The sequence below is a fragment of the Turicibacter sp. T129 genome, assembly GCF_025594975.1.
Classification (GTDB): Bacteria; Bacillota_I; Bacilli_A; order MOL361; family Turicibacteraceae; genus Turicibacter; species Turicibacter bilis.
Map to the genome: position 1 here is coordinate 54,732 of NZ_JAMQUU010000016.1, position 20,769 is coordinate 75,500.

Annotated in this window: 18 protein-coding genes, 1 pseudogene and 1 riboswitch; of the genes and pseudogenes, 15 read left to right on the forward strand and 4 right to left on the reverse strand. The window is 35.1% G+C overall.

Translation table 11 applies throughout. The annotated features are described in order from the left end of the window. The first annotated feature begins 26 nt into the window (after nt 1-26). The 7 genes and pseudogenes from NEH75_RS02515 (at nt 27) to NEH75_RS02545 (ending at nt 9,044) form a co-directional block, all read left to right on the forward strand. Complete coding sequence (locus NEH75_RS02515) at nt 27-1,973, forward strand: DUF2075 domain-containing protein (RefSeq protein ID WP_055304414.1); 1,947 nt, start codon at nt 27-29, stop codon at nt 1,971-1,973. A gap of 63 nt (nt 1,974-2,036) precedes the next feature. Further along, nucleotides 2,037-2,807: pseudogene (locus tag NEH75_RS02520) on the forward strand (type I restriction enzyme endonuclease domain-containing protein); the annotation flags it as partial. A 590-nt stretch (nt 2,808-3,397) separates the two neighbouring features. Next, entirely contained in the window at nt 3,398-4,390 is a 993-nt protein-coding gene (locus tag NEH75_RS02525; protein WP_262948492.1) for a LacI family DNA-binding transcriptional regulator, read from the forward strand. A gap of 142 nt (nt 4,391-4,532) precedes the next feature. Then, the gene (locus NEH75_RS02530; RefSeq protein ID WP_055304407.1) at nt 4,533-5,966 is read left to right on the forward strand and encodes a PTS transporter subunit EIIC; all 1,434 of its coding nucleotides are present in this window, start codon (nt 4,533-4,535) and stop codon (nt 5,964-5,966) included. Between the two features lie 2 nt (nt 5,967-5,968). After that, nucleotides 5,969-7,447, forward strand: a complete 1,479-nt coding sequence (locus NEH75_RS02535) for a glycoside hydrolase family 32 protein (protein ID WP_055304405.1) — start codon at nt 5,969-5,971, stop codon at nt 7,445-7,447. A 375-nt stretch (nt 7,448-7,822) separates the two neighbouring features. Further along, entirely contained in the window at nt 7,823-8,275 is a 453-nt protein-coding gene (locus NEH75_RS02540) for a hypothetical protein (RefSeq protein ID WP_055304403.1), read from the forward strand. 142 nt (nt 8,276-8,417) lie between these two features. Further along, the gene (locus NEH75_RS02545; protein ID WP_055304401.1) at nt 8,418-9,044 is read left to right on the forward strand and encodes an EcsC family protein; all 627 of its coding nucleotides are present in this window, start codon (nt 8,418-8,420) and stop codon (nt 9,042-9,044) included. A gap of 54 nt (nt 9,045-9,098) precedes the next feature. Here NEH75_RS02545 and NEH75_RS02550 read toward each other — a convergent pair whose 3' ends face one another. Beyond that, on the reverse strand, nt 9,099-9,785 hold the full coding sequence (locus tag NEH75_RS02550; protein WP_055304399.1) for an MgtC/SapB family protein: 687 nt from the start codon (nt 9,783-9,785) through the stop codon (nt 9,099-9,101). A gap of 179 nt (nt 9,786-9,964) precedes the next feature. Between NEH75_RS02550 and NEH75_RS02555 the strand changes: the two genes are divergently transcribed. Together NEH75_RS02555 and NEH75_RS02560 are read left to right on the forward strand one after the other, a co-directional pair. After that, nucleotides 9,965-10,294 carry a hypothetical protein gene (locus NEH75_RS02555; RefSeq protein ID WP_055241560.1) on the forward strand — a complete coding sequence of 110 codons (330 nt, stop codon included), beginning with the start codon at nt 9,965-9,967 and terminating at the stop codon, nt 10,292-10,294. Nucleotides 10,295-10,384: 90 nt separating this feature from the next. Next, nucleotides 10,385-12,025, forward strand: a complete 1,641-nt coding sequence (locus NEH75_RS02560) for an SWIM zinc finger domain-containing protein (RefSeq protein WP_262941025.1) — start codon at nt 10,385-10,387, stop codon at nt 12,023-12,025. 30 nt (nt 12,026-12,055) lie between these two features. On the opposite strand, the gene NEH75_RS02565 is transcribed toward NEH75_RS02560, so the two are convergent. Then, nucleotides 12,056-12,244 (reverse strand): hypothetical protein, encoded by a 189-nt coding sequence (locus tag NEH75_RS02565; RefSeq protein WP_055241556.1) that lies wholly within the window; start codon nt 12,242-12,244, stop codon nt 12,056-12,058. Nucleotides 12,245-12,375: 131 nt separating this feature from the next. Between NEH75_RS02565 and NEH75_RS02570 the strand changes: the two genes are divergently transcribed. The 6 genes from NEH75_RS02570 to NEH75_RS02595 all read left to right on the forward strand — a co-directional run bounded on the left by NEH75_RS02570 (nt 12,376) and on the right by NEH75_RS02595 (nt 19,278). Beyond that, a complete protein-coding gene (locus NEH75_RS02570; protein ID WP_055304394.1) occupies nt 12,376-12,918 on the forward strand; it encodes a hypothetical protein in 543 nt (180 codons plus the stop codon). A 40-nt stretch (nt 12,919-12,958) separates the two neighbouring features. Beyond that, nucleotides 12,959-13,285: a LiaF transmembrane domain-containing protein gene (locus NEH75_RS02575; protein WP_262941024.1), complete on the forward strand. Its 327-nt coding sequence runs from the start codon at nt 12,959-12,961 to the stop codon at nt 13,283-13,285. A gap of 164 nt (nt 13,286-13,449) precedes the next feature. Next, a riboswitch (glycine riboswitch) is annotated at nt 13,450-13,540 on the forward strand. A 175-nt stretch (nt 13,541-13,715) separates the two neighbouring features. After that, on the forward strand, nt 13,716-15,110 hold the full coding sequence (locus tag NEH75_RS02580) for an alanine/glycine:cation symporter family protein (protein ID WP_055304392.1): 1,395 nt from the start codon (nt 13,716-13,718) through the stop codon (nt 15,108-15,110). Nucleotides 15,111-15,305: 195 nt separating this feature from the next. Beyond that, entirely contained in the window at nt 15,306-16,514 is a 1,209-nt protein-coding gene (locus NEH75_RS02585) for a dicarboxylate/amino acid:cation symporter (RefSeq protein WP_262941023.1), read from the forward strand. Nucleotides 16,515-16,622: 108 nt separating this feature from the next. Further along, nucleotides 16,623-17,348: a hypothetical protein gene (locus NEH75_RS02590; protein WP_262941022.1), complete on the forward strand. Its 726-nt coding sequence runs from the start codon at nt 16,623-16,625 to the stop codon at nt 17,346-17,348. Nucleotides 17,349-17,880: 532 nt separating this feature from the next. After that, the gene (locus tag NEH75_RS02595; RefSeq protein ID WP_262941021.1) at nt 17,881-19,278 is read left to right on the forward strand and encodes a cation:dicarboxylate symporter family transporter; all 1,398 of its coding nucleotides are present in this window, start codon (nt 17,881-17,883) and stop codon (nt 19,276-19,278) included. Between the two features lie 49 nt (nt 19,279-19,327). On the opposite strand, the gene NEH75_RS02600 is transcribed toward NEH75_RS02595, so the two are convergent. Together NEH75_RS02600 and NEH75_RS02605 are read right to left on the reverse strand one after the other, a co-directional pair. Beyond that, nucleotides 19,328-19,813, reverse strand: a complete 486-nt coding sequence (locus NEH75_RS02600; RefSeq protein WP_055274909.1) for a hypothetical protein — start codon at nt 19,811-19,813, stop codon at nt 19,328-19,330. A gap of 242 nt (nt 19,814-20,055) precedes the next feature. Next, nucleotides 20,056-20,769, reverse strand: coding sequence for a hypothetical protein (locus NEH75_RS02605; RefSeq protein WP_055241541.1), 714 nt, complete (start codon nt 20,767-20,769; stop codon nt 20,056-20,058).

Below are 20,769 nucleotides of genomic sequence, written 5' to 3' on the forward strand. Positions count from 1 at the left end.
TAACTAAAGATAAAGGTGTGATAGGAATGATTGTTTATGAAGCGACAAAGGGAGAATTTTTAGAGCATATTTTAAATGATCAGTTAACGATGAAAATTTATGAGAATTATAAGAAAAAGATTGGGAGAACATCACAAAATGAGATTCGCTCTTGGGATAATTCGATGCAATATATGTATAAGGTGTTACAAACGAATGAAATTCCAGAAGAGGCTGGTGTTGCCATTGAGTATAAAGTGCCAACGACTTCTAAACGTATTGATTTTATTTTAACAGGGATGGATGAGTCAGAGAAAGATTCTGTAATCATTGTTGAATTAAAGCAGTGGGAGAAAGCGGAGCTTGTTGATTATAAAGATGGAATTATTAAAACAAGGTTTGCGCATGGAGTTCATGAAACAGCTCACCCATCTTATCAGGCTTGGTCATATGCTAGCTTAATTGAAAATTATAATGAGTCGGTTCAAAGTGGAGAAGTGAATCTTTATCCGTGTGCGTATTTACATAATTATGTCTTAGATGAGCAAGACGATTTAATTAATGAACACTATCAAAGTTACTTAGAGAAAGCACCTGTTTATGCAAAAGGTGATGTCTTAAAGTTACGTGAATTTATTAAGAAATATATTAAATTACCTGATCAGAAACGTATCTTATATAAAATTGAAAACGGGAAAATTCGTCCCTCAAAGTCATTACAGGATTCTTTAAATTCAATGTTAAAAGGAAATGAAGAATTTGTCATGATTGACACTCAAAAGGTTGTATATGAAGAAGCAATTGAATTAGCACGTCAATCTTATCGAACAAATCAGAAAAATGTTTTGATTGTTGAAGGAGGGCCTGGAACAGGAAAATCTGTTTTAGCGATTAATTTATTAGTTAAATTAACGTCTGAAGATATGGTTTGCCAATATGTGACGAAAAACAGTGCACCACGTGCGATTTATTGCGAAAAGTTACAAGGCAATTATAAAAAATCGTATATTAATAATTTATTTAAAGGTTCAGGTTGTTATTATGAATCTGATCAAAATGAATTTGATGTTCTTATTGTAGACGAAGCGCATCGTTTAAACGAAAAATCAGGAATGTTTAAAAATAAAGGGGAAAATCAAACAAAAGAAATTATTAATGCTTCTAAATTTTCGATTTTCTTTATTGATGAAAATCAACGAGTAACAGTAGCTGATGCCGGAAATAAAGATGTGATACATCATTTTGCTAAAGAATTAAATGCGGATGTTTATGAAATGAAGCTAGATTCTCAATTTAGATGTAATGGATCAGATGGTTATTTAGCATGGCTTGATGATGTTTTAGAAATTAAAGAGACGGCTAACTTTGATGGATTTGAGTTTGAATATGATATTAAAGTTGTAGAGACGCCTCAACAAATGCAGCAATTAATTGAAGAGAAAAATAAAATTAATAATAAAGCTCGTATTGTAGCCGGATACTGTTGGGAATGGAAAAAAGATGGACGCAATAATTCAAACTTTAAAGATATTCAAATTAAAGAGCATGATTTTTCAATAAGTTGGAATCTTGGGAATTCTTCAACTTGGGCAATTGATTCTGAGTCAGTGAATGAAGCAGGCTGTATCCATACATGCCAGGGGTTAGAGTTTGATTATGTAGGAGTTATTATTGGAAATGATATGCGATATGAAAATGGTAAAATTGTAACAGATTTTTTCCAACGTGCAACTACAGACCAATCGATTAAAGGTTTAAAAGGCATGTATAAAAAGAATCCAACACAAGCTCTAGCTTTAGCCGATGATATTATTAAAAATACCTATCGTACTTTAATGACACGTGGTCAAAAAGGTTGCTACATCTATTGCACTGATAAAAATCTGAGTGATTATCTCAAAAAGCGTCTGGGGCAATTTGATAAAGTTATTCGTTATATTCCAGTTGGAGATGACTATGGTTGGTCAATGGCTGCAGAAGACGAAAAAGAATAAGATGAAGTTTTTAAAGAAGATATTAGCATAAATTATTAATGTTACGAATTATTAAAAGACGTATTTAAAATTTGTATAAGTTTTCTAGAAAAAGAAATGAAACAAGAAATTTCATACTTTATTGCGGTGCGCTCGTTTATCATGAAAACAAATAAAACAGGAACACCGGATTTAAAAGAAGTGAATCATCGTATTTCAAAAATGCTAGAAGAAGCGATCTTAGGTGATGAAGTCTTAGTTCTTTCTGAAGCGGGAAGCTCAGATAATTTTGACTTATTAACAGAAGAAAACCTTCAAAAACTTCAAGCGATGCCACAAAAAAATATTGCCACTAATATCTTGATGCGTGTTATGAAAGAAAAGGTCGATAGCTTAAAGAAAGTTAACTTAGTCAAAAGTAAAGAATTCTCAGAAAAACTTCAACGCATCTTAGAACAATATAACAATCGTCATGATGAAGAAGATGTGTATGTCGTATTAGAAGAGTTAATTAAATTAAAAGATGCCATTTTAATTTCTATTGAAGAAGGAACCCAACTGGATTTAACTTATGAAGAAAAAGCGTTCTTTGATGTCTTAACAGAAGATTTAGAAATTTTAGAAACAATGGATCGTGAGGTACTATTAATGATTGCTAAAGACTTAGCTAAAGTCATTAATGATACCATCAAAGAAACAGGAGATGAATGGTACAAAAGTGAACGTGCGCAAGCCAAAATGCGTACCAAAATCAAACGCCTCCTAAGAAAATATGACTACCCGCCAAACAAAAGCGAACAAGCCATCAACCACGTCCTCGAACAAGCTGAATTACAGTGTATGAGTATGAGATAGACAAAAGAGTTAAGTGTAATATGCACTTAACTCTTTTAAATTTAGGATGTGTTTTAAAAGAATGGTGATTTTGAGTTGAAATTCTGATGATTAATCATAATTAAATGGTTACTGTCTTAATCAAGGATTTGATTATTAATCGTTTTAATAATCAATACTTATTTATAAAAGAGTCTAAATTCATTTTATTACTGTTTTTTCCCCGATAGTTTTAACGGATAAACCTGATAAGATGCTTGGTTGTTTTTTTAATAAATCATATAATTTTGATAGGTAGTAATCATTGCATTTAATAGGAGTATTGAGGTATTCATTTAGAAATTAATACTTCTATCGATAGTATCAATAATATTTGTAAAGAAAATAAATAATGGAAAGATAACTACGTCAAATAATTTTCGTGAAATTTTTCGTGATATTAAGGAGCTAAATTCACTAATATAAGTTTATTTGTATTTGTCGTCTCAATCGTATTTTTACGAACTTTTTTGGTCTTCTATATCATTACCTTGTTAAAGTAATAAAATTTAATCTATAATAAAAGAGATAAAATTGTTTTAATTTTAGTGAGAGTTAGTAGGAGGATAAGGATGAATAAAGCCTTAACAATTAAAGATATAGCAGAAATTGCTGGAGTAGCGAAAAGTACGGTATCTCGATACTTAAATAATGGAAAAGTAAGTGAAGAAACAAAAGAAAAAATAAGACAAGTGATTGAAGAATATAATTATGAACCTAATGCCTTTGCACAAAGTCTTAAAGCAAAAAAGACTAAATTTGTAGGGATTATAGCACCTGGGTTAGACTCGATTGTTACCTCAAAGGTCATTATGGCAATAGATATGACGTTACGAGAAAATGGGTATAATCCATTAATCATCAATACAAGTTTAAGAAAAGATTTAGAAATTGAAAGTATAGAAAATTTAGCTCGATTAAAAGTTGATGGAATTATTTTAGTGGCTACAGAGATTAAAGAGATTCATCAGGAAGTCATTCATCAATTAAATGTCCCATTTGTAATGATTGGACAAGGAAGTGATGGAATTATTTCTATTATTAACGATGATTACCAAGCTGGATTTGAGATTGGAAGTTATGTTCAAGAAATGGGACATGAGAATGTCATTTATTTAGGAGTGCCAGAAGATGATACTGCCGTTGGAATCAATCGTCGTAATGGTGTTATAGACGGCTTACGTAACAACAATGATTCGATTCATATCCGTGTATTAGAATCTGACTTTACGAGTGAACTAGCGGAGAGAGTTATCGATGAGGCTTTAATGGAAAATCAGCCAAGTGTCATTATTTGTGCGACTGATCGTATCGCATTAGGAGCTAGAAGGGCTATTTTACGTCATAACCTAAGTGTGCCTGAAGATATTTCATTGACTGGTTTTGGTGGCTATGATTTGGCAACCTTAGTAACCCCTCCTCTGACCACGATTAAATTTGAAAATGAAAAAACTGGTCAATTGGCAGCTGAAACAATCATTGACTTAATGGCTGAAAAGAAAGTTCCGGATTTACAGATTATTGGATATCAACTCATCAAATCGGAAAGTGTTAAAAGAAAATAGAAGTAGAAGACAATCAGTTTGAAAATTGATTGTCTTTTTTTGTAAATGCTTACTGAAAGGGGTTGTAATAGATAAAATAGTATGCTATATTATCCCTGTAACGCGTGGAACCGGTTCCTATTAATGAGAGGAGAAATGAGATATGTCTAATAAAAGAGAAACTTATCAAAAAATTTCAGAAAAATTATTAGTGTTGCTTGGTGGAAAAGAAAACATACAAGGAGTTGCCCACTGTGCGACACGATTAAGAATTGTATTAGTGGATAATTCATTAGCAGATTTAGATCAAATCGGGGAATTAGATTTAGTTAAAGGAGTGTTTGTAGCGGGGGATCAGTTACAAATCATTTTTGGTGCAGGAATAGTTAATAATGTTTATGATGTCTTTACAGAAGTTAGTGGAACGGAAAAAATGTCTTTAGGTGATGTGAAGGCTCAATCAGCACAAAAACAAAATGCTTTCCAAAAGGCGATTAAATCATTGTCTGATGTTTTCGTCGATATTATTCCAGGGTTATTAGCAGCTGCTTTATTAATGGGATTAACAGGTTTACTTGAGCAACAAGGAATTTTTGGTTCTCAATCTGTTGTAGAAATGTTCCCATCTTTATCTGGTATTAATCGCTTCTTATCCATTTGTTCAACAGGGATCTTTACTATCTTACCAATGTTAGTTGTTTATTCAGCAACAAGACGTTACGGAGGAACACCCGTTCTTGGGTTAGTCATTGGAGCTATTATGTTACATCCGGATTTAGCCAATGCTTACTCAGTTGGAAATGGAACAGTTGAACCAGAGGTTATTAATATTTTTGGATTAAATGTTGAATTAGTTGCCTTTCAAGGTGGAATTATCATCGCTTTAATGATGGGATTCATTACAGCTAAATTAGATATTTTCTTTAATAAAAAAATTCCTGATATGGTTAAACTATTCTTTGCTCCGTTATTAACAGTAGTTGTGGCTGCGTTATTATTATTTACAATCATAGGTCCACTAGGACGTAGTTTAGCAGATATCATCACTTATTCATTATTATGGGCAACAACAAGTTTAGGCGTATTTGGTTACATGTTATTTGCTGGAATTCAACAAATTATTGTTATTACTGGGATCCATCACGTGATTGGAGCAGTTGAAGCACAATTAATTGCTGATACAGGACGTAACTTTATTATGCCATTAATGTCAGTTGCATTAATTGCACAAGGTGGGGCAGTTTTAGGATTCTTACTTTTAAATTGGAAAGATGATAAAACAAAACAAATCTGTATTTCTTCATTTGGATCAATTTTATTTGGAATTTCGGAACCTGCTATTTTTGGAGTGACATTAAAAAATAAATTCCCATTAATTGCAGGATGCCTTGGAGCGACACTAGGTGGAGCATATGTTTATTTGGCACATGTCACAGCTATTGGATTTGGAGCAACGGCTATTCCTGGAATTGCAATCGTTGCAGCTGAAGGAAATGGACATTTAAACTATATTATTGCTCATTTAATTGCCTTAGTGGCAGGATTTATTTTCACATATGCCTACGGAAAAGTAAAAGGTAAAAGAGAGGTAGCTTAATCATGAGATATAAAGAGCCTAAACATCGTACCATCCTAGAAACGACAAAAGAAGAATTAGCTCAACTTCTAGAAAAGTCAAAAAATGACAATTGGAAACCGATTTATCATATTCATCCAGAATTCGGACTATTAAATGACCCGAATGGATTAGCTTATTTTAATGGATATTATCATCTTTTTCATCAATGGTATCCTTATGGAACAACACATGGAATGAAGCATTGGGCTCATTTAAAATCTAAAAACTTAGTTGAATGGACACGTGAAGAAGTCGCTTTAATACCGACTGAAGACTATGAAGCTCATGGAGCTTATTCAGGGACATCTATTGAAATAGATAATAAGTTATACTTATATTACACAGGCAATATTAAATTAGATAAAATGAATCGAAGTTCCAACCAATGTTTGGCAATTATGGATGGTGATGGTAATATTCAAAAACATCCATCGAATGCATTAATTGAAGGGGTTCCACAAGGATATACGGGACATGTTCGTGATCCAAAAGTATTTAAAAAGAATGATCAATACTATATGATTTTAGGGGCTCAGCGATTAGATGAAACAGGAACGTTCATTGTGTATCAATCTCCAAATGGGATAGAGTGGAAGTTACTTGGAGAATTAATCTTAAAGAACTTTAATCAAGAGTTTGGTTATATGTGGGAATGCCCAGATTATGCTCAGATTGATGGAAAAGACTTGTTAGTCTTTTCACCACAAGGAATTGAGCCACAAGGAGAGAAATATAAAAATTTATTCAATGTGACGTATGTTATTGGAAAATTAGATATAGAAAATTTAACGTTTGAAGTCGAATCATTTGATGAGTTTGAACGAGGATTTGATTTTTATGCGACTCAAATGTTCAAAGGAAAAGAAGAGCAAACATTATTGTTAGCATGGGCTGGTTTAGGGGAGTTCGAGTATCCAACAGATGAATTCGGATGGGCACATTGTTTAACCTTCCCAAGAGAGATCACTATTAAAGATAATAAAGTCATTCAATTTCCAGCCAAAGAACTAGAGCTATTACGTCTAGACGGAATGAGTGAATCAGGAGAATGCCAAGGATTTGCTTTATTACCAAATGAAACGAATACGTATGAGTTAAATGTGACACTTAAACCAAATGACGCGAATACGTTTGGATTGAATTTAGCCGTTTCAGAAGAGGAGCGTTTAATACTCGAGTTTAATCAAAAAGAACAAACTGTGACTCTTGATCGAAGCGAGTTGAAGCACCAATTTGTTGAGGAGTTCGGGACGTATCGTCAAGCAGATTTAAATATTGGTGAAGTGCTTGAAATTAAAGTTTTAATGGATAATAGCATTGCTGAAATTTTTATCAATAATGGGGAAGTAGCTTTTACAACTAGACTATTCCCATTAAAAACATCGACAAATATTGAAATTTTTAGCGATGGATCAATGATGTATAACTATGAAAAATATCTTTTAAAACGTGGTATCTAAGATATTTATTTTTAAAAAGAAAAGGACTGTCAAAATTCTGACAGTCCTTTTTACTATATAAGTCCGAATGTATTAAACTAATCGGAACTTATATAAACATTCAAATTTGCAAGACTTTATTGATAAGAAATAAATAATTCTGTTAGAGGATTCTAAAAACTAAACAGAGGAATACGCTAATCAGGCTAAAAGCATATTAGTGAAAATAATTAGTATAAGGTAATAATAAATAGCCGTACTGATAATAAATAATGGACTTCTTTTATTTATTGTATTTTTAAGAGATTAGAAATTTAAAAACTTTTTAATTAAACCATGCACGTTTGCCGTTTCCTGACGTATTTTAAAGTAGATGCTGATTGGTGGGGTGAAACGATGAAAAAGGTAGAGGATTGTAAATTTTTGAGTGGAAGTTTTGTGGAGGATAGAATTAGGGAAGCGTTTAAGAAAAATGAGTATTGTCAGCTTTTTGAGCTGAGTTGTAAGTATCCAAAAGAGGCTGTTCAGTTTGCGCCATATCAGACGTTAAAGACGCGTTTAAAAGAACGAATTAAAGAAGACATGCGTTATCAAATACTAGATCGATTTAAAGTTGAAACGATCGAACATCTTCCATATAAATATGTAGAGGAGCTTGAAAACTTTATCAATCATGAGTATTGTCCATCAAAAGGACTAGTCAAAGAAATTTATAATTTAAGTTTATTTTATGATTCTGTTCGTCTAAGAACGGGTTTAAGGTTAGATGAAACAAGTGTGAAAGGAAATTATAAGCGTGAGCTAACCTTCTCTGAAGATTTAAGACGAATTATTGATGCAGAATTTTAAAGGCGTTAGATCGTAGGTCTAACGCTTTTTCGACGTTTAAATTTCCAATTTTATGTCATCACACACGCGAGGTTACTTGACTTGTCATAAGATAATATCACTCAAAGACACTAATAGTAAAAAATTCTCGAGGTGAAGCAGTATGGAAAGCAGTAGTCAATTAACTGAGTCTAAAATGATGCAAGTCTTAGAGTGGGGGTATGAAAAAGCAATTCAAGGACTTCCTGGTATGGAGTCGGCAGAAGAGTTAGCTAAACGTTATCTTGAAAAGTATGACACCGTTGATGAATCCATTGATACCTTCATCAATTGGCAGTGTGCAAAATGTGCAACCAGTGGATTTATCACTGGATTAGGGGGACTATTAACATTACCAGTTGCCATTCCAGCTAACATTAGTTCCGTTATTTTTGTTCAAATTCGAATGATTGCAACTATTGCAAAAATGAGAGGATATAACCTCAAAGATGATCAGGTTAAAACATTAGTTTTTGTCGCTTTAACGGGTCAAGCGGCGACAGATATTTTAAAACAAGCTGGGATTACGATTGGCTCAAAAGTTGGGATAAATTTAATTAAAAAAATGCCAATGAAAGTCATTTACCAGATTAATAAAAAAGTAGGATTTCGCTTAGTAACCAAATTTGGCCAAAAAGGGATCATTAATTTAGGAAAATTAGTCCCTATTGTTGGTGGTGTTATCGGTGGAACGGTTGACACCGTTGGAACCTTAACTGTCGGAAAAACAGCTAAAAAACTCTTTATTTAACTATTCAGCCCCCGTAATATGTAAAAAAATGACGCCTTGCGTCATTTTTTTTGTTTAATATTCGGTCATTTTAACGGATACAATCTGTTCATTTTCATTAATATCATTAAATAGTGTTGTAGCATCCAGTGTTTTACGAAGTTTTTTGGTTGAGAAATTGAAGGATATTTCAGTGATATCGTCATGTAAACCAAGAAGTTCTAAATCAAGAATATGCGCATGATACTTTTTTGCCGTAGCATTTAAATGCTGTAAGGTTTCATTTAATTGATGACATTGAAGATTAATCGAAAAGCGGCGATATTTTCCGAAGGGAATGAACGTGGAAGCATGTTCGAAAACAGTGAGCGTTAAGATAACCGCTACAAATCCAATAATGGAGATGGCGTAGGCTCCTGATCCAACGGCAAGTCCTAAACAAGCTACGACCCAAAGACTAGCGGCTGTTGTTAATCCTTTAATGGTGGTTCCTTCTTTTATAATCGTTCCCGCTCCTAAAAAACCGATACCAGAAATGACTTGAGCACCTAAACGAGAGGGATCAACGTTAAATTCGGCTCCAATATGAGTAGCATTAAATGCTCCAAGTTGCATGATGGCACAGGAACCCACCGCAACAAGCATATGAGTTCGTAATCCGGCGGGACGATGCGTACTTTCTCGTTCCCATCCGATGAGACCACCAATAAACATGGCTAGTAAAGTGCGAAAAGTAATATTGATTAAAAGTTGATAGTTCATTAGTGTTTCCCCCACATTTAAAACGGTTTATGTTTTACGATATGAAAAATAAAAGTCAAATAGAACGTGCAATTGTTTGAAGTGATGATTTAGATCATCTCTCAGAAGTTTTTTTGCTTGATGAAATCAAGTATAGTTTCTTGATTCTGCTCCACACTACTTTTGAAAGGAGTGTTGTTATGCAAAATCAAACCCAAGTGGTGAATTTAAATTTTTTAAATGATCGTAAAGAAATCGTGACTTCTAATGAAAAGTATAAATGCGTCTATTTTAATTTTGAAGTTGGAGATGGATTAGCCAAACATCATCATGACGGATATGCGACAGTGCTCGTGTTAAAAGGTGCCGTGAAGATGACCTTTGAGACAGAGAATGTTCCACTGGCAGATGAAAATGTTTTTGAATTAAGCGAGAATATGATGTTATCGTTTGATGCGCGTGTTGTTCATGACTTAGTGGCAAAAGCACCATCACAAGTTTTAGTGACGATTTCAGAACGTCTAAGTTAAGAAGTGAGAACTCTCACTTCTTTTTTTATGTATGAAGATCCGACAAAATACCACATAATAAGTGTATCTAAGCTATGGCGAGGTGGGATCATGAATTTATATAATTTTATGAATGAGATTGATGAAACCATTTTAAATCGAGGGCTTCTTTATTTTAAAGATGGTCATGTGCTAGGAACAAAAGTGTTATCAAATGGATGGGTGGAAGTGTTGGTGGTAGGGCATGATGACTATACGGTCAGCGTTCAACTAGCAGACGACGGTACCATCTTAAAGGCAAATTGTGCATGTCCGTACCGAGGAGGTCCGATTTGTAAGCATGAAGTAGCTGCTTTTTATTCCCTCTCTCATTCCTTTACTCCAAAAGAAAGTCCTTTAGCCAGTCTTTTAAAAAGTTTATCGATCGAAACATTGGTGGCAGAGCTTTTAAAAGTGGCAGATGAAAATCCAATGATTTATGAACGGTTGATGGCCTATCAGCAACCACAGGATCAATTAGCAACGTTTGAAAGACAGTTAGAGGAAATGGTGGCTAAACATATTCAGTTCGGTCATGAGATTTCAGGAAAAGCGGTGCAGCACTTCGTTGATGATTTATATGAGTTGCTAGGGCAGATAAAAGAGCAAGCGTCTGTTCAATTAAAGGTCGAAATGATGCTTTTATGTCGAGAGGAATGTGAGGGAGTCGATAATCAAATTGATGATTCAGATGCCATTTTTTCTGAGTTTTTAGGGGAGTTACATGCTCAGTTGCAAAGCCTTATTTTTGCGACCATCGATTATCATCAAGACATTGATGAGGTTTATTCATTATTGATGAGTCGATTACAAAAAAATGCTACATGGGTTGATTTTGAACTCCTTGATTTATTGTCGGAGTATGGGCGAGACCCACAATACTTACAACAGATGATTGAGTATATTGAAACGATGGTTGAAGTGGTTGAAGATAAGGTGAAAGGGTCTTTGTATAAAGTGTGGTATGAATTACTGGCGAAGTATCAGGAAGAAAGTTTAGATGCGTTCCTCGAATGTCATGCGGATGTGCCGGTCTTAACCGAATTTCGAGTGGAGCAATTCGTTTCGCAAGCAAGGTATGAGGAGGCTATTCCGTTGATTTTAGAGCTTGAAGCGTTTGAAGAAAATCGTTTTGATGCGACATGGAAACTGTATCGCTATACGATTTATGAAAAAATGAAAGATATAGAGGGGATGAAAAAACTGGCGTATGAGCTCTTTGTTGGAGGGAATTTTGATTACTATGCGAAATTAAAAAAACTTTATGGGGAGGCGTTTCCTTTCATTTATGAATCCCTAAAATTAGAGATGCGACGATTAGATAAGCAGGAGCTTTATTTGAAAATGATTGAAACAGAAAAAGATCAAGAGGCACTGCTGGCTTATGTGAAAGAGGACTTACGTTACATTGAAAGGTTTGCAAGTTTACTTTGGGACACATTTGAAACAGAGGTGCACCATTTATATGAGCAGTATATTAAACAGGAACTCATGAAGGTTAGTCATCGAAGTGGTTATCGTCGAATCTGTGCCATTTTCAGACGATACCGTCCCTTTACAACCGATGAGGCGTATGAGACACTTATTCATCAATTAATCGCGATGTACCCCCGACGACGAGCCTTGATTGAGGAATTACAGTGTTTACTTCACGAATTAGAGGAAGAAAGCTCAAATCAGCATGTCGAGCAACTATCAATAGATATCGCTTAAAAAAAGATGACCTGAAAAGGTCATCTTCTTTTAGTTATTCATGGTCATATAGTTAATCACAAAACTATGAACTAGCTCGTCTTCACTGGCAAATGAGGTTTTATAGTAAGTATGATAGTTAAAGGATTGAATGTAAACATTCGGGTTATCTTTCAGCCAGTTGTTGACGGTCTTCACCAAAATCTCTTCCCCTGCTGTGCTTGAAAAGATTTTAATCATAGAGACTCCTCCTTTAACAAATGAGATAATACATTATATGTGTCAAAAGTCCAAAAAATGCTTCATCTTTTGTATGAAATTGATGGATTTAGGATTATAATAGAATAATTAGTTAGAAATGAGGCGTTAGTATGAAGAAGTGGATTTGGATATTGAGTAGTTTAGTGCTATTGATCATCGGGGGTGTTTATGTCAATCGTCATCTTCCCGAATGGATGATTAAAGGTGGACTCGCGTATGTACAGCAAACGGATTATGCGTTAATCTTAGAGTCAGATAAGGTTTCGCTGAATGCAGACCAAAAGGCTGTGGCCAAAGACGTGTTGCAAACAATGACCTATGATGTGAAAGGAACCCGTCTTTTAGGGGATGAAGCGTTTGTGACTGTTGAGGTGACGCTTGTTGATTTAATGCAGCTTATTGTGGATGAAAAAGAAGCGATTTTTAAAAATACGTTATCGGATTGGAAACAAACACTGAATGATTTATTTAATCAGCGAATAGAAGGGGTTGTCATTCGACAGTTAGCACTTGTTTTAGAGCAGACAAGTGAGAAGCCGATGACAACTGTCACGATTGAGGTTCCCTTTGTTCGAGAATATCTATGGTGGAAACCTGTGATGACGAAAGAATGGATCGAAGCCATCGTACACGATTATTTAACGCACGAATAGGGAGCGGATGTGTCGCATATGCTTTTTTTAGAGGAGCGTGATGCGCATGAAATTAAGTCGCACCGATTTATTTTGGGGAATTGCACTTATAGTGATAGGAATTGGGTTTGGTGGAGAAGCGTTAGGATTATGGAATTTTGAAGTGTTTTTTAATGGCTGGTGGACGTTATTTATTATTGTGCCTTGTCTAACCAATATGTTTGAATCAGGAATTAAGCGATCAAATACCATTGGTTTGACGATCGGTAGTTTGTTGTTATTATCGAGTTGGAATGTGGTACCAGAGGAGTTAGTTGTTCCTCTTTTATTAGTTGTCATTGGGGGTGTTTTAATTTTTATCCGTCCCTGGTCTGACAGAAATGATTAATCATTTCTGTCTTTTTTAGTTGCTTTTTAGGGACAAGGGGAGTAAGATAAACATATATTAATTAAAAATAGACACCGGTTGAAACTTTATAGAAGAGTTTCCCTATGGGAACACCGAAGGAGTCATACTCTCAGGTACTTGTTAGCAAGTGAGGACTGTAAAGTGGACGGAACTCTGGAGAGACCTATTGATTAGGCGCCGAAGGGGCAAGGCAGTGATGCTCAATCTCTCAGGCAAAAGGACAGGGATATTATCGACTTTTTTGAGACGCTTTTTTTAGCTGCCTCAATTTTTCGTTAATGCTAACTCCAGAGTCATCTTTTTAGGATGGCTCTTTTTTGTTAGTTAGGTGAATAAAAGTGCTCTTGAAAAAGAAACATCCCTTCTTTTTTAGGCAACCCGTCGGGTGTGGAAAAAAGGAGACGATTGTATGATTCAATTTTTAGACCAGTTAGATAGTTTTATTTGGGGACCCCCTCTACTTGTGTTATTAGTCGGAACAGGAATCATGTTAACCATTCGTTTAGGATTGATTCAGGTGACTAAACTTCCTCAAGCGTTAAAGCTGATTTTTAAATCTGATGATTCGGGTGAAGGTGATATTTCTTCATTTGGTGCGTTGTGTACCGCTTTAGCGGCAACGGTTGGAACTGGAAATATTATTGGTGTGGCCACAGCTTTAGCAGCAGGAGGACCAGGTGCATTATTTTGGATGTGGTTCGCGGCTTTCTTTGGAATGGCAACGAAGTATGCTGAAGGTGTTTTAGCGATTAAATATCGTCAGCTTGATGAGAATGGTCAGGTAGCGGGTGGCCCAATGTATTATATTACAAACGGAATGGGTGAAAAATTCAAACCGTTAGCGATTTTCTTTGCGTTTAGTGGGGGCTTAGTCGCGTTATTTGGAATGGGGACATTCACGCAAGTGAATGCCATTACGAGTAGTATTGAAAATACGTTACATCTTCCAGCTGAGGGAGTTGGTCTCGTGTTAGCACTATTAGTGGGGATTATCACTTTTAGAGGCATTAACTCGATTTCAAAGGTGGCAGAAAAAGTGGTACCTGTTATGGCAGCCTGTTATCTTATCATCTGTGTCACCATTTTAGTGATCAATCACGCTTCACTTCTCCCAGCTTTTGAACTGATTTTTAAAAGTGCATTGACCCCAACAGCAGCGGTTGGTGGATTTACGGGAGCAACGGTAGCGATGGCCATTCGAAATGGAGTTGCGCGCGGGGTCTTCTCAAATGAGTCCGGACTTGGAAGTGCACCGATTGCAGCGGCGGCAGCGAAAACAGAGTGGGCAGCTGAGCAAGGATTAATTTCCATGACAGGAACATTTATTGATAGTTTAATTATTTGTACGTTAACTGGATTAACACTCATGGTCACAGGCGTTTGGCAAATGTCTGATGTTGCCACAGGAGCGTTAACAGAAACCGCGTTCAATACAGTTTTACCAACGATTGGAGGACTTCCATTAGGATCCGTATTATTAATGGTTTGTTTATCATTATTTGCTTTTACCACAATTTTAGGTTGGAACTATTATGGAGAGCGTTGTTGTGAGTTCTTATTCGGCGTGAAAAGTATTATACCGTATCGTTTGATTTTTGTTTTAATGGTAGGACTTGGAGCTTTTCTACAACTGGAGGCTGTGTGGTTAATTGCTGATATCGTTAATGGATTAATGGCACTCCCAAATTTAATTGCGATTGTCGCTTTAAGTGGAGTCGTTGTTGCCGAGACAAAAGCTTACTTTGAACATCTTCAAGAACGCAAGCAACAATCAGTGGAATCTATCCAAGCGATGGAGGATTAATTTTATCATTTAATAAATAAAATCAGGTGTAGGAGTGAAAAGAACCGGATCACATTTATTAAATGTTGAGAAAGGCCTTATAAAATAAGACAAAATGACTATAAAATTTTTATGTTTGTAAAAAAAAACTTGAATTTTCAAATTTATTTGCGATAATAATATCAATATTCAAAAGAGAAAAAGGAGGATGAAAATATGAAAAAGTTACCGTTAATTGCACGCATTGTGATATGGCTTTTAATCGGGATTGGTCTGGGGGTGATCTGTCGCACCACGGCGTTTGAACTACCGATTGCTATGACGGCAACCTTTCGTACTTTGTTTGGAGCCTTCTTATCTTTTGTTATACCGTTAATTATTCTTGGACTGATTATTCCTGGAATTGCTTCCCTTGGACGTCAGTCAGGTAAAGGGTTATTATTAACAACTGGGTTAGCCTATGTGTCAACGATTTGTGCAGGATTAACTGCTTTTGTGATTGGGAAGGTTTTTTTACCCATGTTTACAAGTGGTCTAGGCTTATTACCCAGTGAGGGTTCTTCGGTGTCACCTATCTTTACCATTGATATTCCAGTACTGATGAGTGTCATGAGTGCTTTAGTTCTCGCTTTTATTTTAGGGATTGGATTAGGTGCTAACAAAGATAGTGTGTTATTAAAAGTTTGTCAAGATTTCAGTGATATTATGATGGGGGTGATCGGTAAGGTGATTGTTCCTATCGTACCACTTTATATCGGTTCCGTTTTTTCAGAATTAAGTTATAGTGGAGAAATTTTTGTAACCATCAAATCATTCTTAATGGTTTATGTTGTTTTATTCTTATTACAAGTTGGTTATTTACTAATTTTATATAGTGTGGCTGGAGGGATTAAACGTAAAAATCCATTTGCTTTATTAAAGAAAATGTTACCTGCTTATTTGACCGCTATTGGAACACAATCTTCGGCTGCAACGATTCCTGTAACACTTGAATGTACAAAATCAAATGAAGTAGATGAGGAAATTTGTGAGTTTGTCATTCCATTATCAGCTACGATTCATATTGCAGGTGATACGATGACACTTGTGCTCACATCTATGGCGATCTTCTTTATGAATGGTCAAGTGCCAACGTTAGCACAATATATCCCGTTTATTTTCATGATTGGTGTGATTATGATTGCTGCCCCAGGAGTACCAGGTGGAGGTGTCATGGCTGCTTTAGGTTTATTAGAGTCAATGCTTGGATTTGGAGCACTTGAAACCCCATTAATGATTGCCTTACATGCGGCACAAGATAGTTTCGGAACAGCGACAAATGTCACAGGAGATGGAGCTATGGCCATTTTTGTTGAGAAATTGATGAAACGCTCAAAAGAAAAGTCAACTCAAGCAGTTGGCGTTGAACCAGTTATTCACGATTAGTGATTAAACCAGTTACGGAAAGTAACTGGTTTTTTTATGTTTAATAGATATATTTTCCTTCTTTTTCGACCATACTACGATGGAATCAATAGGAAAGGGTGGTAGGGTATGGACTTATCGAATTATGAGTCTTTACGTGCATGCTCAGCCGATGAGGTGCTTCATCAATTAAGGCAAGCAAATCAAAAGTTAGAAATTTATGCTGCGGAGATTAATCCTGAACTTTTTGTCAATTTACAATTACCAACATTTCCAAAAGCAGATGTCATCATGTCTAAAGAAGTCTTAACCGTTTCAGATGATGAGTTTTTAGCGTTATTTCATCGTGTTTTTTATGAATCTTTACAGGTTGAAATCGATTTGAAAGAAGAGAAACGAATTAAATACTTAAAAGGTTGGTGCCTGTTAGCGATTGTGTGTGTTTCCATTTTATTCATTAGTTTTAGTCAAAACCAGGAACTCAAAGTTTTAATGTTTATCATCGTCATAGCACTTTGTGTGTGTTTATATGAGTTACTTAAACATAAAACGAAGTTATTTGTCTCAGACATTAAACGACGAACGAATTTTAAGGTGATGGCGGATAGCTTCCTTGGATTTTTACCAACCGTTTATATTATTGATCAACAGATGTACATTGGAGCTAATTTGTTAAAACGTCCATGTAGTATGGAGTTTTATTCTGTTGAATCTGAAGCTGAGCAACAACAGCTAAAATCAATCTATGAGCATTATGTGATGGCTAATAGACGCATTCAAGATGAGTTTATTATTGGTCAATATTTCGAACGAATGCATTCGGATGAGCTGTCTAGTATGAGTTGGCAAGATTAGATTATCTAAGAACTTAAGCTACGTTGATATATAAGTCCAGATAAGTTTTTTACATCGTAAAAACTTTTAGCTGGACTATAGTCTGCCTTGAACGGCATGATCATCCCATATTTCGGTTGCTGTATTAAACGTAGAAAACATTTCTGTTTGTATATAGGCAATCTAATCAGAGACTTTTTTGATCATTAGTTTTTGTTTAAGAGGTTATTTTTGAGCGATTCATGTTTAGTATTTGCTATATTAGAATACTTTTTTGAGGAGTCGAATTAATTTATGAAAGTATTAGGTTATAAAAACTAATTATCAAATTGAATAGAAGTAAATCATTAATGAGGAAAGTAATTAAATCTATTGTTGAAAAAACAAATCCATATTTTTATATAATGTTGAAAAAAAGTCGAAATAATGTAAGGGATTAAAGAAATGAATTTAGATACTCATGTGAGGAATAAAAACAAATCGCTTGTAAAATGATGTCAAATTGAGTAAACTATTATTATTTGATAAAATATATTGGAGGTTATTGCGACTCATGCAAAGTACATTTTTTACAGATTTTTTATATTTAACAGATATTAAGACGATTCTTTTTATCGTTGTGTTATTTGCTTTATTCTTTGTAATGAAGCAAATGGAGAAAAAGAAAGTTAAATTTTCAACGCGTATGTTATCTGCAACTGGAATCGGATTGGTCTTAGGACTTTTAATTCAAGTAGTCGGGGGATTCCCAGATGCACCACTTGAGGTGCCATTCATTGCAGAAATTAATAAATGGTATGGACTATTTGCTAATGGATTTATGGATTTATTAAAAATGTTAGTTATTCCATTAATTTTCGTCTCAATCATGCGTGTTATTATTAACATGAAACAAGGTGAAAATTTAGGGAAATTAACAGCTCGTACGTTAGGTCTTTTACTTGGAACGACTGCTATTGCAGCGATGATTGGATTAGTGGTCGGTAACTTATTCCAATTAGGTGTGAATTCACACTTAGTAGCTGGAGAGGCAACGATTCGTGAAGTAAGTTCACTTGTAGATACGTTACGTGGATTATTACCATCTAACCCAATCGCATCGATGGCAAATGGAAATGTTGTTGCGGTTGTGATCTTTGCAGCCTTCTTAGGACTTGCTACAAAGCGTCAAACGAAAAAATATTACGATATTGTCAAGCCATTTATTGATTTAGTTGAAGCTTTTTATAAAATTATCTTAAGTGTTGCGATGACAATCATTAAATGGATGCCATATGCTGTTATTGCCTTACTTGCGAATACGATTGCAGGGCGTGGAATGGCTGCTCTTGGGGAAGCTATCGACTTTATTTTAGCTACATATATTGGTGTGGCCTTAATGTTTGTCGTACATTTAATTTTAATTGCCTTAAGTGGATTAAATCCATTCCGTTATGTGAAAAATGTTTTAGATGCCTTAGTTTTAGCTTTTACGTCACGTTCATCACTTGGAACATTACCAGTAAGTATTGAAAAGTTAACTGATAATGTGGGACTAGATAATGGGACAGCAACGTTTGTTGGAAGTTTAGGTTCAAATGCCGGAATGAACGGATGTGCTGGAATTTATCCAGCTTTAGTGGCCATTACAGTAGCCAATATGACAGGAACACCAATTGATATGACATTTATCGTTATGTTAGTGATTGTCATTGCCTTAGCTTCATTTGGTATTGCTGGTTTACCAGGTTCTGCAACAATGGCTATTTCAGTTGTTTTATCAGGAATGGGAATGGGAGAATACTTCCCATTAATTGCAGGGATTATTGCGATTGATCCAATCTTAGATATGGGACGCACGATGTTAAATGTTAATGGAACATTAACAACGGCAGTTTTAGTTGGAAAATCATTCAACAAAATTGATCAGGATGTTTACTACGGACGTAAACAAGTCGTGACAGAAGAATAATAATAAAAGACGGATCGTTTCATTTGAAATGTTCCGTCTTTTTAGTTTCTTAGGCTTTCATTTCTGTGATTCCCATATCCAGTAATTGAAGTTTAATGGATCCAATTTTTGAATCTTTAGCGACTTCATACTTTGTTGGTTCAATAGGTTCTAAAGCACCAACGATATCGATAATCTCATGGTTATCTGATAATCCTTGTGTCGTAATCACTTTGTAGCAGGCAATGATTTCTTTATCTTCTTGATGTTCAATTTTAGTGTATTCCGTATAGCTATTGGCTGAGACTTCATTCCATGCGTGGAAGAATTCGATATTAAAGTTTAAAGCTTTTAAATGCTCACGGAAAATATCGATGCGTTCAATTAGATAGGCATCTTTTAAATCGTCTAATTCAATCGTCATTAAGTCATTTAAAAAGGTTTGTTGTTCTTCCTTTGTTGCCAAACGTGTTTGATTATCTTCATCCATTGTTAATTGTTGTTGATAACAACCATATACTTTCGTATTTAATTGGATTTTCCATTCTGCTTGCATTGGTTTAACTCCTACATCTATTAGTTTTTCTGATTGTATTTTACTATATTTTTGGTTAAATGAGTAGGAAATGTTAGTTATGAATGATGATTATGGTGATTAGTTTCTCTTTAGTCATAAAATTGTGATGGGTATCCTCAAAAGTCAGTAATTTTATAGGGGGAAAGAAGTGATAGTAGATAACTATTTACTTTTATGAGTGTTTTAGAATTTTATTAAATGATATTAAAAACATCGAAACTTTAGGATTTCGATGTTTTTAATTGGTCAATGAAATTAAAGAAGCTTTGTAAGCTTGAAAGATGATGGGTTTCTGTAATTCGTCCTTTTAATCCATTGATAAATGCTTCGGTGTACATAATCGGAGCGGGACGCGACTTACTGTATCGGTATCCATTTTCTTGCATCATGCATCGTAAATAACGTTCGTGATAAAGAGATGAGGTCGATACGAGACGACGACTTAGATCATTTTCCATATATTCAGGATCACTGGAAGAGACGTTGTAATGTGTTAAAAATGGTAAAAACTTTTCACTAGGTTGCGCTGGGAAAAAGTCACGATTTCCAAGTAACCAGGTTTCGAGACACTTATTTTGAACAAAGATGACAAATGGGCAAGTTAGAGGTTTCGGATAATTTTTGATTTTTTGGGTGACGATTTCGGTTCGCCTTTCTGTGCCCTCCTCATCACCATCTAAGAAAATTAAGAGGTAGTCAATTTTTTGAGTGTCATTAATCGTCTCAATCGTTTGTCCGAGGACATTTTTTGAAGGGGACGTTGCATCGGTTCCAAGTATTCGCGGATAGCCCAGTCCACTAAAAATAACATATTGATTTTCTGTCATCTCATCGATCGTCGGTGCCCGAGTGATAGAGGGAAGTAAGAGTGGAATCCAGTGATCAATAATTTTATGGCCGGATTTTCCATCTTCAACGAGAATGTAGAGATTCAT